A 15,307-nucleotide genomic window follows, 5' to 3' on the forward strand; every position below is an offset into this window, starting at 1 on the left:
AGTTCGCGCGATCCCATCTGACCTGCTGATCTGCCTGTCAGGGCAGGGGGGCAGGGGAGCTCCAACGCCGGGGCGTTCCCGGGTTCTTGCCCAGACTGGCAGACTGAAAACCTGATGGCCCCTCAAAGATCTCGCACTCCTCTCGAACGGCTTCTCGCCGACCCCACGCGTCGCGATCGCATCACCCATGTCGAACGTGTTCCCGCACGTCAGGGGCGTCGCGCGGGGTGGCCGAGCTGGGCTCCGCAGCTCCTGGTGGACCGTCTCACGGCCGCGGGCATCGAGGCCCCGTGGGAACACCAGGCCGTCGCGGCCGAACACGCCTACGCCGGGCGGTCTGTGATCATCGCCACAGGCACCGCGTCGGGCAAGTCACTGGCCTATCTGCTGCCCTCCGTCGCGGCCGTCTACGGCCACGTACCGCCCGTTCGTTCAGCCACAGGCGAACAGGATTCGCATCCCGCCGAGGACGCCGAGGCCCCCGAGCCGCGCCTCGCCCCCATGATCGAGCTCACCGCCGCCGAACGCCGCCGGCGCCGCCGCGGCATGGCCCGGCTGCTCTCCGAGGACCGCGAGCCCCTGCCCGGACGTCCCAGGCCGATCTTCAGCGTGGCCGAAGCGCGCGCGGAGATGCGCGCGTACGTCCAAGCGCGCGCCGCCAAGCAAGCCGCCGCCGCGATCCGCCAGAACGCGATCGAAGCCTCCGCCGCGTCCCCCCAAGCCGCACCGGACGCCCCCCGACCCACGTCGGACGATCCCCGGGACGCACCAGGCGATCCCCAGGACACTTCAGCCGATCCCCAAGCCACAGCCGACAACCCCCAAGCCGCCGCAGCCGACCTCCGGGCCACAACGGACGACTCCCAAGCCACAGCAGTCGATCTCCAAAGCGGCATCGCACGCGGCCCTCAAGGCACGACGGCCGGCGGCCCCCAAGGCACGACCGACGCCTCTCAAAACGCCACGGGCGAGGGCCCCCTGGCCCCTGCGGACGCCCATCAAGACAGGCGGGGCGACGTCCCTCTGGACACGGCGAACGATCCTCAGCGCACGGCGGGCGAACGTCAGACCGGCGAGGGCAACGGACACATCATCCCCTCCCCCCGACCTCCATTCGTTGAACGCGGCGAACGAACGGACGGGCCGGAGGGCACCGTCCTCTATCTCTCCCCCACCAAGGCGCTCGCCGCCGATCAGCTTCGGGCCCTGCGCGCACTGCACCTGACGCGCGTACGGGCCGCGACGTACGACGGGGACACGCCGCCGGACGAGCGCACCTGGGTCCGGCAGCACGCCAACTACGTCCTGACCAACCCGGACATGCTGCACCGGTCGATGTTGCCGTCCCACGCCCGCTGGGCCTCGTTCTTCCGCCGCCTGCGGTACGTGATCATCGACGAGGCGCACGGTTATCGCGGCGTGTTCGGTTCGCACGTCGCCCAGGTGCTGCGCCGGCTCCGCCGCGTCTGCGCCCGCTACAACGCGTCGCCGGTCTTCATCCTCGCCTCGGCGACCACGTCCGAGCCCGCGACGGCCGCGTCCCGCCTGACCGGCCTGGACGTGATCGCGGTCGATGACGACGCCTCGCCCCGCGGCCCCGCCACGTTCGCGCTCTGGGAGCCGCCGCTCACCGAACTGCGCGGCGAGCACGGCGCCCCCGTCCGGCGTACGGCGACCGCCGAGACCGCCGACCTGCTCGCCGATCTGGTGGTCGAGGACGTCCAGACGCTGGCGTTCGTACGGTCACGCCGCGGCGCCGAGTCGGTCGCGCTCAGCGCCAAGCGCGCCCTGGGCGAGGTCGCGCCGCAGCTCTCCGACCAGGTCGCCGCCTACCGCGCGGGCTACCTTCCCGAGGAACGCCGTGTCCTCGAAGCCGCCCTCCGCGAACGTTCGGTCGTCGGCCTCGCCAGCACCAACGCCCTCGAACTCGGCGTCGACGTCTCCGGTCTCGACGCCGTCCTCGTGTGCGGCTGGCCCGGCACCCGCGCCTCGCTCTGGCAGCAGGCGGGCCGCGCCGGACGTTCCGGCCAGTCGGCGCTCGCCGTCCTCGTCGCCCGTGACGACCCGCTCGACACCTTCCTGGTCCACCACCCGGAGGCGATCTTCGGTACGCCCGTCGAGGCGACCGTGCTCGACCCGGACAACCCGTACGTCCTCGAACCCCACCTGTGCGCGGCCGCGTCCGAGCTCCCGCTCACCGAGGCCGACCTGGACCTGTTCGGGCCGTCCACCACCGACCTCCTGCCGGACCTCGTCCGCCGCGGGTTCCTGCGACGCCGTCCGAACGGCTGGTACTGGACGCGCCGCGACAGGGCCGCCGACCTGGCCGACATCCGCGGCGCGGGCGGCGCCCCCATCCAGGTGGTCGAGTCCGCGACGGGACGCCTGCTGGGCACCGTCGACGAGGCCTCGGCGCACACCACCGTCCACGAGGGCGCGGTCTACATCCACCAGGGCGATTCGTTCATCGTGCAGACCCTCGACCTGGACGACTCGGTCGCCCTCGTCGAAGCCGCCGACCCCGACTACTCCACCACCGCGCGCGACGTCACCGACATCACCATCGTCGAGCCCCTCCGCACCACCGCGTGGGGCGACGCCACCCTCCGCTTCGGCACGGTCGACGTCACCCGCCAGGTCGTCGCGTACCAGATGCGCCGTCTGCAGACCGGCGAGATGCTCGGCGAGAAGCCTCTCGACCTCCCGCCCCGCACCCTCCGCACGCGCGCCGTCTGGTGGACGCTCTCCGCCGACCAGGTCGACGCCCTCGGCGACCTCGACCTGGCCGGAGCCGCCCACGCCGCCGAACACGCCTCGATCGGCCTGCTCCCGCTCTTCGCGACCTGCGACCGCTCCGACATCGGCGGCGTCTCGACGGCGATCCACCCCGACACGGGCCTGCTGACGGTCTTCGTGTACGACGGCCACGAGGGCGGCGCGGGCTTCGCCGAACGCGGCTACACCGACGCCGCCGAATGGCTGGGCGCCACCCGCGAGGCCATCGAGTCCTGCGAATGCGAGTCCGGCTGCCCGTCCTGCATCCAGTCCCCCAAGTGCGGCAACGGCAACGACCCCCTAGACAAGACCGGCGCCCTGATCCTCCTGGCCGAGCTCCTCAAACAAGCCGGATAGCGAAAACCCCGAAGCAGCAGAGGCGTTGCCCCATAGCGACTCCGCGACAAACGGGACGGGCCAACAAAGCGAAAGGGCGGACCCTCGTAAGGCCCCGCCCCTCATGGAGCACTCATAAATCCACGGAGGCCTTCATCCGGCCTGCAGAGACCTTTATCCGACCATCATCGGCAAGTCCACGAAGGGTTTCTGTCGCGGAGCGGAGGGCTTCATCGCCCCGTGGGAACGGACTGGCTGGCCTCGCCGGCCCCAGGCCCGGAGGGCTGCCGGAACCTGGCAAGCTCACGCTGAAGCTGACGCTTCTCGAGCTCAAGCGTGTGGATCGACTCCAGGTGCTCTTCTCGAAGCTCCCGCAGTTCCCGCCGAACGCGCACCGACCGGTTGAACCCGAAGGCCGCGACGGTCATGCCCGCCATGAACACGATGGCGACCACGGCACCCCCGAGAAAGACCTGCCACTCGGACGTGATCCCGGGGATCGTGTCACCGAACGCACTGAGCTGGGCGTCTCCGGTGTTACCCATGATCACGGCCGCACCGGCCACCACAGCGACGACCGCCAGGGCCAGACCCAGGAACAACATGCGGAGGATCTCCTCTCGACACTCCGGGCATTCACGCAGATCTCGGCTGGTTAGGGAGCCTAGACCTTCCCCAAATCCAACGCCACACCTGAGTCACCACCGTCACCGGACCTCCGCAGCGACCTTGAACCTCCCGACGGCCATGGTTCTCCTGGCAGTCGTGATTCTCCTGGCAGCTGACTGAGGTCGAGCTGACGGCCGCTGCCAGGACGACGGCTGAGTCACTAGGGGTGGTTGAGGTCACTGCGGGGGCCGAAGTCCGCCACGCAGGTACGGAATTACGCGGCCACTCGGCTGCCGGAGCGCAGGCACCAGAGGCATCCCGCAGAAGAGCTGGTACGTCCCGCCCTGTCGCCGTGCAGGCCACGGCAGCCAGCAGCGCAAACACCCTCCCCCCGGCCCGCCACTGAGTTGATTCACCCGCTGGGCTGGTCCGCCCAGTGAGTTGATCTGTGAGGTGAGCCCTTTCGTTTCGTCCCCATGGGACAACCTCGCCCAGGACATAGACGACGTCGGCGCACCATGCGAGGGGGTGGCCGTGCGTCACCAGGACCATGGTCCAGTCCTCGTCGCGGGCCCGTTAAAGAACAGCCACGCAGAACCAAAGCCCGGACGCACAACGCCAGAGGATGCACGCACAGGTGCCAGAGACGAGCCACGTACGCGCCCGAGCCCAGCCGCACCACGCCGGAAAGCACACGCGCCACATGAAGGCGGGCACACAAACACCGGAGCGCAGCACACAGGTGCCGGAAGGAAACGCGCCATACCGGAGGGCAGACGCACAAGTGCCAGAGCGCAGGCACGCAGATACCAAAGCGCCGTGACGACGACGGCCGAATACTGACCCTCTGAGGACGCACGCACAGGTGCCGGAGTGCAGCCACGTACGCGGCCGAGTGCAGCCGCGCCGGAAGGCGCACGCCCCCATGGGAGGGCGGACGCACGAGTACCGGGCCGCAGCCGCACAGGGTGCCGGAGGGAAACGAGTCACACCGAAGGGCAGACGCTCAGGTGGCGGAACGCAGCTACACCACTCGCGGGCGCCGAGGTGTGGATATGGAACGGTCTGGATAAAGCACCGTGCCCCGGCTGATGTCAGCCGGGGCAGCATGGTGGTCTGGGTTGCGTTCGCGGACTACTTGTTCTTGCGGCGGCTGCTGCCGGAACGCCGCGACTTGCCGTTGGCCTCAGCCGCGCTCGGGCCGGCCTGCTTGGCTATCTCCACGTTGACGCCGCCGGGGCGCTTGCCGAGGGTCGCCGGACGGCGCTTGCCTCCGGGCTTGCCGGGCCCACCAGACTGAGGGGCGGCTCCGGGCACCGGGAGAACGGCGGTGTCCCCCTTCGCCGCCGCAGGCTTACCAGCCCCGGCCTTGCCTGCTCCGGGCTCGCCCGCTCCGGACTTGCCGGTCGTGGGCGCCGTCTTGGCCACGGCCTCGGCCTTGGCGATCCCCTCACGAGCCTTGCTGACACGCTTGCGGCCCGTACCTCCACGCGCGATACGCGCGGCCATGCCCTGGCTGCTCACACCGGCCTGCGAAACGCGGAGGCGACGCGTCCAGGTGCCCAGGTGGGCCGCGACGATCAGCAGGATGAGCGCGATGCCCACGCTCTTGCCCCACTGCAGGCTGCTCGAGGCGGAGACGGCCTGCGCCTTCGTGTTGCCCTGGTTGAGCACCTGCGGCGCCGGATAGGTGAAGCCGGGCGTCGCGCCGTCAGGCTGCACCGACGGCAGGGTGACGGGCGACTCGTTGTTGAACGGGGTGAGCGGCGTACTGGGGTTGGGCGCCGTCGTTCCCGGCAGTGTGGGCACGGATGAACCCGGCAGGGTGCCCCCGCCGCCGCCACCCGCGTACACGCTCGTCGAGGCGGCGCCCGAGGAGAGCGAGCCGCCGGTGCCGCTGGGGCGCTTGGCCGTCACGCTCACCGGGACGCTTCCGCTGGTCCCGCTCGGGAGAGAGAAGCTGGCAGAGCAACTGGTGCCGGAGCAGAGCTGGCCGGCCGATCCGGAGGACGAGCCGACGCCACCGGCCTTCACCGAGTAGCCGGACAGGTCGTTTTCAAGCCCGAGGTTCCAGCGGACGGTGAGCCTGTTGCCCGAGACCGACCCGGAGACCCCGCTCGGCCGCGCGGGCGGAACCGCGACGGTGAACGTGTTGGAGTCGTACACGTGGTTGGTGGGCCGCCCGATCAGGTAGACGGTGTACTTGCCGTTGCGCTCCAGGTTGATGGGAGCCGACAGGTCGCCGGTGCCGCCCTTCTTGGTAAGGAAAGTGTCACCGCCGCCGGGCGTCTTGACGCGCAGCTCCATCGTGATGGCGAAGTCGAAGTGCGCCTTGGCGGTCACCGATGAACCGCTCCGGATGACCGAGCCGTTGCTCGGCGTCAGCACGCTGGTCGTCGCGGCGTCCGCGGGCAAAGGCAGACCCAGGACGACGGATCCAGTCGCGAGCACCACCGCACCGATCCTGCGAATCCTGGTCACGGAGCAAATCCCTCCATCGGACGGCGTTCAACCACGTCCGCCATGCCCGAGAAGCCTGGCCGGCCTCGGGGGGCGAGTGCAGCCGCCGTTGTCTGGTGAAACCTCTGGGCTTAGGGCAGCGTAACGTACCACTCGGTAGCGAACGTCACAGAAACGTGACAAAGAGGGAGCGGATCGTATTCGCCCCGGTCGGAACGCACCTTGCCGTACACCCATCCTGGTTCCTATTGGCGCTGTGTTCAATAAGTTCAGGATTGATCAGGGTACGCCCTCCGGGCTCACAGGACCAGCCCTGGCCCGGGACGAGACCCGCAGCGCGGCCTTCACGACGGGCACGTTCATCACCATCGTCACCGACGTTTCGACGATCCTGCCACGCACTTCGCAAGCCGACAGTCGCGCGCCGGAATCAGCGGCGATGTCCGCAGCGGCCCTGCACGCGGCCGTCCGCCCCTCCGCCACACGGCCCGCCCCGGCCAACGCGGCAAGGTCAGCGGCAGCGTCGACCCGATGGCGAGCGGCGCGAACGCTCCCCACCGCCATCGCAGTCACTGCCACCATCCAGACCACCGCCATGAACGCGACCACATAGATCGCCCCAGACCCCCGATCACCCCGCCTGAACGCCATCCACCCTCACCTCCTCCCTACCGGCCAGAGCCATCAGAGCCACCCGCCCCCGCCACACGGCCACACACGGCGACTCCGCAGCACCCGACACCCCGACACCCCGACACCCCGACAAGCGTGCTCTCAGCGCCAGCCCGGCAAGGCAAACCGAACAGGCGAAGCCGGTAGCACCACCCCCTCGACGTGACCAAGCCAGCAGCTGGCCGCGTACAAACGGATCCCGGTAGCACCGCCGCCCGGACGTGACCGAGCCGGTGACCCGCCCCGCACGAACGGATCCCGGTAGCACCGCCGCCCGGACGTGACCGAGCCGGTGACCGGCCCGTACAAACGGAGCCAGTAGCACCGCCGCCCGGACGTGACCGAGCCGGTGACCGGCCCCGCACGAACGGATCCCGGTAGCACCGCCGCCCGGACGTGACCGAGCCGGTGACCGGCCCGTACAAACGGAGCCAGTAGCACCGCCGCTTGGACATGCCCAAGCGGTGGCCGCCCCGGCCCGTAATCAGGCCAGGGCAGCACACCTCACGGCCCGGACGCTCCCAGCTCAGATGCTTCGAACTCGGACACACTCGCCGAGGACACACCCGAATCGACCGCATCGGCCCGGACACCCGGCTCGAACGCACCCACCCCGAACGCACGCACCCGGACGCACCCGGACGCACCCGACCCAAACACCCTTGGCGCTAACGCACTCGGAGCGAACGCGCCCGCCGCGGACGCACCCGGTTCAGACGCACTCGGTTCAGACGCACCCGACGCGGACGCCCCGACTTAGACGCCCTCAGCGCAGACGCACCCGATTCAAATCGCATCTGGTTCAAACGCGCCCGACACGGTCGCACGTGGCGCAGACACACCCGGCTCAGACGCCCTCGGCGCAGACACGCGGCTCGGGCGCGCCCGGCGTGATCGCACCTGGCTCGGACGCATGCGGCTCGGACGCCCTCGGCGCAGATATGCCTGGCGTGGTCGCACCTGGCTCAGACACCGCTGGTTCGGACGTACCCCGGTTCGGACGTACCCCAGTTCAGACGCGCCCGGTTCAGACGCGCCCGGTTCAGACGCGCCCGGTTCAGACGCGCCCGGGCTCAAACGCGCCCGACGCGGTTGCACCTGGCTCAGGCGCACCCGATTCAGACGCGCCCGGCGTGACCGCACCCGGCTCGGACGTGCCCGGTTCGAACGTGCCCGGCTCGGACGCGCCCGGCTCGGTTGCGGCCGTTGCCTGGGCACGGATCGTCAGTGAGCCCAGACCGGTCGAGACAGGCGCTCGCGCATCGACGGTGACCGCCACTCGCACCTGCTCCGCGTCCCGCGACACTTCGACCACCGCGCCCGGAGGCAACGCCCGTGTCACCACCGCGCGTACCGCCTCAAGGGACTCACCACGGGCGGCCGCGCGTGCACCGCTCCGCGCGGCATCCGTGCACGCGAACTGAACCGAGGCGAGCGATACTCCCCAGATAGCCGCCAGCGTGACAAGCACCAGGGCCGGCAGAGCCACTGCGATCTCCGCTGTGACCGATCCGAAGTCGCGCCCCCTCCTCCTCAACCGAGTTGGAGGGCCCGCTTGATGATCCCTAACAAGAGCGTGCGGACCTCTGGACTGGTCACGATCTTGAAGAGCAGGCCCGCGAACCCGGCCGCCGCGACCGTCCCCACGGCGTACTCCGCTGTGGACATGCCGAGATCACGTGCGCTGGTATGCCATCGTCGTACCGCTGTCCTCATGATCCTCATCTGGGCTCCTTCCGCTGTTCCTCGTGAGCGCTCGTTCCGCCCCTTGGGTTCAAGGCTGCGACAACGCCTGGCTCACCAACAGGCGAATCCCGTTCTGTGGATAACTCCAGCGGGCCAACGCGACTGCCTGGCCAGGACCATGGCCGCCCGTCCGCGCCTCAGCCATTCGCGGCGCCCCTCAACCCCCTTTCCGCGCGTCCGGGCGAGGAGAGGCGCCACATCGATCTGCCTGACGATGGACGCCAGTCATCCCAACAACCTGGGGCAGGCGCGCCTTCACAACCTGGGCAGGCTTGACTTGGCAGTTGCCACTAGGAATGGGCGTCAACACTCATTTCGTCGCCACACCAGCGGCGCGGCTCAAGCATGGTGAGACCCGCGTAGCCGAACGCGCGGTTGGCAGCGGATCGGCCCCGGTGGGAACCGAAACGAAGCCGCTAGAGAAGGAGATGCATAGAGAAGGTGCGCCATCGCCTGCACCGAATGACACGGAGCTGCTGCTCCGAGTTGAGCGAGTTCACTCAACCAGGTGGTCGTTTATCCCTGGCGATCGTTCACCCTGGCGATCGTTCAGCCCGACGGGCTGCTCCACCTACCTGTCCGTCCGCGCAAGATCTCCTGCCCCCGGAACTCCCCACCTGACCCGCGGCGCCGGTGACGCGACCCATCAACTCCGCATGCGGTGCGTCCGCACCTCATGGAGATGACCGGTTCCCCGGTTCTGCCAAGGCTCGGGAGTTGCGTGAGCAGGGCGCGGCCTGACGACGTAGGAGGCGTCGACTTCCGACTGCCGCAGAACGCGGCGCTGTTGATGGCTTCTTCCTCACCCCGGTGGACTCCCGCCCGGCGATCACGGCCCGCTTGCCCGCCGCTGCCCTCAACCACCGCCGTCCGTCCTGGCCATCGCCCAGCCAGACCCGTGCGTTGCTCGCTGATCCTGCGCTCGCCACCAATCCGTCCCCGCCGATGGCTATGGCCAGCTGGGCCCGTCGTCCCCCGCCAGGGCCAATCCCCACCAGGCCCGTCCCAGCTAGATCCGTCGTTGCTAATGCCTGTGCGCCTGAACAAGCGGCGCTGGTCCTCGTGCCCGCTGGTCCTCGTGCCCGCTGGTCCTCGTGCCCGCTGGTGCTCGTGCTCGTGCTCGTACCCGCTCGTGCTCATGCCCGCTCGTGCCCATATGTCATGGCCCTTGATATCCGTGCCAGCGCCTGTCCCCCGCTGGTGCCCCTGCTCGCCGATGCTCGCCCTTGATGCCGGTGCCCGCCGACGTGAGGGTGCGCTGGCGTGGGTGCGCCGGCGAGGGCGTGCCGGTGCTCCCTATCGGCTGGTGATCGCTGGGTGCTCGTCCCCTGGTGTTCGCGCCTCCGGGTGTTCGCGCCTGCGGGCGTTCGTGCTCTGGCGTGTCTGCACGCCGGTGTCTGCACGCCGGTGCCCCCTGTCGGCTGGCGCTCGCTGGGCCCCCCGGTGTTCGCGCCCGCTGGTGTTCGTGGCCGCTGGTGTTCGTACGCGACGGCGCCTGGGCCATTGGTGCTGTGGTGCTTGGCGTGCTGGTCAGGGGGCTTGCTGGGCGGCGCACCGCTGCTGTGGCCTCGTTATGGCACGGCTGGAGCCAATGAATTCGGGCTGGCGGGGCTGACCGCCAGGGAGAAGTTGTCCGGGGTCGTGAAAGAACAGGCGAATCCTGCCCCTCTACCTGCTCGTCTCCAGGGGGCCTGTGACGTGCTCCTGGTGGTTGGTGAGTACGGGGTCGGTGGTTACCACGGGAGGAGGATGGTGGAGGCGATCCCGGCGATGGCTGGGACTACGCCGAGGAGCATGAAGGCGGGGAGGAAGCAGAGCCCCAAAGGCGCGACTGCCTTTACTCCTGCTGCTCTGGCTCGGGCGGCTGCGGCGGTGCGGGCTACGCGGCGCTGGTCGGTGGCTAGGCGGGCTAGGGACGGGGCTAGCGAGGTGCCGCTTCCTGCGGCTCGGACGGCTGTGCGGGCGAGTGGGGCTAGTGCGGGTTCGGCGGCGAGAGTGAGCCACGCGGTGGCCGGGTCGGCACCTAGTCTTATCTGGACTACGACGCCGTGCAGTTCCTCCCCGAGCGGGCCTCCCACGGTGGCGGCCACCGCTTCGACGGCCTCACCCCAGGGTGTTCCGCCTCGGAGGCATGCGGCCAGGAGATCGACGGCCACGGGGAGATCCGCGACGAGACGGGCTGATCTGCGGCGGCGATCGGTGCGTTCTGAACGTCCGAACGAACGGTCCACGGCGACCGCGACAACGATCCCGGCCACGATGCCGACGGTGCCGCCGAACACGAACGCGCAGATCAAGCCGGCAAGCGCCGCGGCCACGCGGCGGATGTGTCTGTCTCGTTCGTGGAGAGCGGCTTGAGGTTGCTCGTTGGCTTCGGGGGCTGCCAGGAGGGCCTTCAACCGGCGGGCGGCGGGTTGTGGGGTGGCGGGCAGGAGGAATCCGCAGGCCGCCATGCAGAGGACGGACGCGATCGTCAGCATCGCTGGACTCTGGGTGAGAGGGGACGGGTCATCGCGGGACCTCCGCGGCCTTGGCAAGGCGGCGGGTCCATCCGAGGCCGGCCGCGTCGAGGGTGACGCCCACGGCCAGACAGGCTGCGCCGGGGATCGTTCCGAAGAGGAAGGCGAGCGGGTTGGTGCCGAGGGCCGCCGCCATGCCCAGGCCCAGCACGGGGAGTCCGGCGAGCAGGCGTGCGGTCGCGCGGGGTCCGGCCAGCTGGGCCGCGATCTCTTGGCGTTGGGCTTCCTCGTCGCGCAGGGCCGATGCCAGGCCGTCGAGAACCGTCGCGAGCGTTCCTCCACGTTCGGCGCCGATTCGCCAGCAGGCGGCGAGGAGCCGCAGTCCCTCGGCTCCGGGGCGGGTGGAGAGCAGATCGAGGTGGTCTGCGACCAGGGCTTCCTCGCGCTGATCGGGTGGGGAGAGTTCGGTCGCGATACGACGATCCAGAACCGCGGCCGCAGTCGTGAACGCCTCCTCGGGGGTACGGCCTGCGGCTAGCTCTGCAGCCATGCCGTCGCAGAGCTCGATGACGGTCGTACGCCAGAGTTGTTCGAGGCGTCGACGTTCCTTGAGGCCTGCGATCCATGTCTTGACGGCTGACGGCAGCCTGTTCGTGGGAGGCCGCGTCTGGCGTATCCGGCTGAGCCGATGGGCGGCGGGCCTCGGGCCCATCAGTACCCAGATCGCGGCGGCCGCGCAGAGCGACGCGGATTCGGTGACGCCGATCATGTCGGGGGCCCCGGAGTCCATCGGTGCTCCAGGCGTGCGGCGAGTGCCGTCGCGCCGGCGGACGCGACTGGCGTGCCGTCTGCGGTGAACGACACGGCGGGCAGGACCCCGACGAATCCGTCGTCGCCACGGCGGAGGAGGCATACCTCGGCCACCCGGCGCCGTGCGCTGCCGGGCTCGCGTACGAGATGCACGACGACGTCGAGCGCCGCTGCGAGCTGGCTGTGCACCGCCTCGCGGCTCAGACCCGCCGCGCAGGCCAGGGCTTCGAGACGAGCGGGGACGTCCGCGGCGGCGTTGGCGTGGAGGGTGCCACAGCCACCTTCGTGTCCCGTGTTGAGGGCGCTGAGGAGATCTACTACTTCGGCGCCACGGACTTCGCCGATCACCAGCCGGTCGGGGCGCATCCGGAGTGCTTGGCGGACGAGTTCGTGGAGGTTGACTCCGCCCGCACCCTCGACGTTCGGCGGACGGGTCTCGAGCCGTACGACATGGCCGTGGTCCGGACGCAGTTCAGCGGAATCTTCCACCAGGACGAGCCGTTCCTGAGGGTCGACGATCGACAGGAGGCAGCTGAGCAGCGTCGTCTTACCGGTGCCGGTGCCACCGGTGACGAGGAACGCGACGCGGGCTGCGATCAGAGCGGCGAGGAGTCGAGCCCCTTCGGGCGGGAATGTGCCGGCCGTTACCAGTTCGTCCAGCGTGAACGCCCGTCGTCGTGGGAGGCGTAACGAGAGGCAGGTGCCGCCGGCCGCGATGGGCGGCAGGACCGCGTGGAGCCGCACGCCGCCGGGCAGACGGGCGTCCGCGTACGGCGAGGCGTCGTCGAGCCGCCTCCCGGCAGCGGCGGTGAGACGCTGGGCGAGTCTCCGGAGCGTGGCCTCGTCCGGGAACGCCATCGAGGTACGCACCAGGCCTTCGCCCGCGTCGACCCACACCTCGGCGGGTCCGTTCACCAGCACGTCGGTGACCTCAGGGGCGCGCAGTAGCGGTTCGAGCGGCCCGGCTCCGACGAACTCCGCGCGTAACTCGTCCGACAGGGCCAGCACCTCCCGATCGCCCAGTAACCGTTCCTCCGCGCGCAGCGCGGCCGCGACCTGCCCGGCCGTCGGCTCACCACCGGCGTCCGCAAGCCGATCGCGCACCGCATCAGACAGCCTGCGCATCTAGATCCCTCTCGCTCTCTGCTCATCGCGTCTCGTTCGCTGCGCACTGTTCGTGTGCGCCTGTGGGCGGCGGTTTGGGGCAGGCGACGCTCCGCTGCGGCGACAGCGAGTCCGTCGGCTGAACCACATCCCGAACGCTGTGCCCGAACGCTGTGCCCGAACGCTGTGCCCGAACGCTGTGCCCGAACGCTGTGCCCTCGCTCGCTTCGCCCTCGCGTCTGGGTCAAGTGCGCCGCGCCCTGTTCCCCGTGTCCTTGTTCCCCTCGTCCCCATCCGCCGCCCCTGTGCTTGTTCGCCGTGCTTGGCTCCTGGGGCTCGTTCCGTGCCCTGGCGCTGCCGACCGTTCACGTGGCTGCGCGTGCGGTCGCCGCTCCCGCCTCGTGGGTTGAGTGGTCTGGGGTCAGGCGGCGGCTTGGGAGGGGTGGGGGTGGAGGTTGAGGTCGTAGATGAGGCCTGCGCAGAACTCCGGGAGTGGGCCTCGTTTGGCGGCTCGGACGAAGTCGCCCTGGTCCAGGGCGGTGGGGAGGCGGCGGTCGCGGTCGAGGTGGCCGGCCAGGGGGAGGTCGAGGGCTTCGGCGATGACGTTGGCCGTGAGGCCGCCGGGGGCGGGGCCTCGGACGATCAAACGCAGGTCGGCGGTGTCTTTGCGGAGCATGGAGGCCAGGACTTCGGCGGCCATGGCCGCGCGTACCTCCGCCGGGACGAGGAGGAGGGTGGCGTCGGCGGCTCGTACGGCGGTGCGGCCCAGCTCGCCCACGTACCTCGGCACGTCCACGACCACCAGGTCATAGCCGCGTACGGCGGCGTCCAGGAGGCAGAGGGCGGCCTCGTCGGTGACGATCGTGGGCTCGGCGCGGCGCCAGGAGAGGACGGACAGGTCGCCCAGGGCGGGCAGGGCCTCGCGGAGGGTGGCCACGCTGAGGCGGCCGCGGCGTTCGGCGAAGTCGGGCCAGCGGGCGCCCTCGTGGTGCTCCAGCCCGAAGACCAGGTCGAGCCCGCCGCCGAGCGGGTCGCCGTCGATGAGGAGGGTGCGGAGGCCCTGGCGGGCGGCGGTCAGGCCGAGACCGGCCGCCAGGACGCTCGTGCCCGCGCCGCCTGAGGAGCCGGTGACGCAGAGGGTCGTTCCCAGGCTGTCCGCGGGCTCGGCGGCCGCGGCGAGGGCGTCGATCAGCCAGGTCTCGTCGCGGGCGAGGTCGGCGTGGTCCTGGGCGCCGATCGCGACGGCGAGGCGGTAGGTCTCTTCGGTGGCGGCGTCCGCCGACACCAGGACGACGCCGCCCCGCCGGTGGGGCGCGGCGGTGGCCAGGGGCGCCGCTAAGTCGGCACCGACGAGGATGAGCTCTGGTGAGTGCCAGGCCGCTCGGGCGTGGCCGGGGTCGCGGACGACCTCGATCGGCGTGGACGCGGCGGCGGCGAGCCGCACCAGGTCGTCGACGATCGCCGGGTCGGCTGACACGATCATTGCCGGGCTGGTCATCGGGGTCTCCTTGCCTCGGAAGACCACCACCATGCGCCCTGGGGAGCCCGGACGGAAGACTTTCCTCAGCCTGTGGATAACCCGGAACGACTCGCGCCTTTGGGCCCGAATGACCGCAGGTATAGGGCGACCCCCGCCGGGGGGGAGAGCGGGGGTCGCCGAACGGTCCGGCTCCGGGGGGGTAGAGCCGGGCCGTTTCCCAAGAAAGCCTCGGGTGAGATCACGCTATGCGGTACGTCAGTTTGATCTATAGAGGATGCAAAGTCGCCGTACCCAGTCTAGGCAGATACAACATATGCTGCCCGATCGTCGAGACTTACGTCGAGCGGCAAAGTTGCCCGGCGGGTGACGTTTTTTCTCACCTGGTTGAGATGATCCCACTCCCAGGAGCCGAACGGCCTCGTAGCGGCACGTATGCCGCTCCCACCGACGAATCCCGCTCGTAGCACCCAGCCCGGGAGTCGGAGCGTACATCACATCTAATGATCGTTCCGTCCCGGTACGAGATCAGCAACTAAAAAGAATCGATCACACTGTGTGATCGAATCACGGTGATGACGGATGGGCTCCGATACTTCCGGCAATGGTGCGGTCCACTCCATCTCGTCCCGGAAGGCACCCTCGGCCCCAACGCCGTTCCGTGTTCAGTTCTTCCACTTTGGGTGACCGCTTTACGAATAGGGGCTTGTCAACTGGGCTAATGAGGCGTAGACAGGTTCTACGGACCAAGTGTCCGAGCACGGCAGCCGGGTACCCACGCGCGACCAGCCGCGGGAGGCGCGTCGAGACGGGCTTGACCCGTCCGACGAATATGAGGTGCACGCTTGGTAACCCGGTG

General features: G+C 69.9%; 10 protein-coding genes. 1 reads left to right on the forward strand and 9 read right to left on the reverse strand.

Annotated elements, in window-relative coordinates:
* Nucleotides 1-255: 255 nt before the first annotated feature.
* Nucleotides 256-3,132, forward strand: coding sequence for a DEAD/DEAH box helicase (locus ABZ810_RS06975; protein WP_358400192.1), 2,877 nt, complete (start codon nucleotides 256-258; stop codon nucleotides 3,130-3,132).
* Nucleotides 3,133-3,341: 209 nt separating this feature from the next.
* On the opposite strand, the gene ABZ810_RS06980 is transcribed toward ABZ810_RS06975, so the two are convergent.
* From ABZ810_RS06980 to ssd, 9 genes are all read right to left on the reverse strand, one after another.
* Nucleotides 3,342-3,716, reverse strand: a complete 375-nt coding sequence (locus ABZ810_RS06980) for a hypothetical protein (protein ID WP_358400195.1) — start codon at nucleotides 3,714-3,716, stop codon at nucleotides 3,342-3,344.
* Between the two features lie 1,138 nt (nucleotides 3,717-4,854).
* Entirely contained in the window at nucleotides 4,855-6,201 is a 1,347-nt protein-coding gene (locus ABZ810_RS06985) for a hypothetical protein (RefSeq protein ID WP_358400198.1), read from the reverse strand.
* Nucleotides 6,202-6,459: 258 nt separating this feature from the next.
* On the reverse strand, nucleotides 6,460-6,831 hold the full coding sequence (locus ABZ810_RS06990) for an Rv3654c family TadE-like protein (protein WP_358400201.1): 372 nt from the start codon (nucleotides 6,829-6,831) through the stop codon (nucleotides 6,460-6,462).
* A gap of 1,078 nt (nucleotides 6,832-7,909) precedes the next feature.
* The gene (locus ABZ810_RS06995; protein WP_358400204.1) at nucleotides 7,910-8,389 is read right to left on the reverse strand and encodes a TadE family type IV pilus minor pilin; all 480 of its coding nucleotides are present in this window, start codon (nucleotides 8,387-8,389) and stop codon (nucleotides 7,910-7,912) included.
* Entirely contained in the window at nucleotides 8,386-8,577 is a 192-nt protein-coding gene (locus ABZ810_RS07000; RefSeq protein WP_358400207.1) for a DUF4244 domain-containing protein, read from the reverse strand. Before ABZ810_RS07000 ends, ABZ810_RS06995 begins: the two co-directional genes overlap by 4 nt.
* 1,754 nt (nucleotides 8,578-10,331) lie before the next feature.
* Nucleotides 10,332-11,078, reverse strand: a complete 747-nt coding sequence (locus ABZ810_RS07005; protein ID WP_358400210.1) for a type II secretion system F family protein — start codon at nucleotides 11,076-11,078, stop codon at nucleotides 10,332-10,334.
* 28 nt (nucleotides 11,079-11,106) lie between these two features.
* Nucleotides 11,107-11,847 (reverse strand): type II secretion system F family protein, encoded by a 741-nt coding sequence (locus ABZ810_RS07010; RefSeq protein WP_358400213.1) that lies wholly within the window; start codon nucleotides 11,845-11,847, stop codon nucleotides 11,107-11,109.
* A complete protein-coding gene (locus ABZ810_RS07015) occupies nucleotides 11,823-12,992 on the reverse strand; it encodes a TadA family conjugal transfer-associated ATPase (RefSeq protein WP_358400216.1) in 1,170 nt (389 codons plus the stop codon). Before ABZ810_RS07015 ends, ABZ810_RS07010 begins: the two co-directional genes overlap by 25 nt.
* Nucleotides 12,993-13,392: 400 nt before the next feature.
* Nucleotides 13,393-14,469 carry a septum site-determining protein Ssd gene (gene ssd / locus ABZ810_RS07020; protein WP_358400219.1) on the reverse strand — a complete coding sequence of 359 codons (1,077 nt, stop codon included), beginning with the start codon at nucleotides 14,467-14,469 and terminating at the stop codon, nucleotides 13,393-13,395.
* Nucleotides 14,470-15,307: the final 838 nt, after the last annotated feature.

Origin of the sequence: Spirillospora sp. NPDC047279 (assembly GCF_040643285.1) — a bacterium.
Taxonomy (GTDB): domain Bacteria; phylum Actinomycetota; class Actinomycetes; order Streptosporangiales; family Streptosporangiaceae; genus Spirillospora.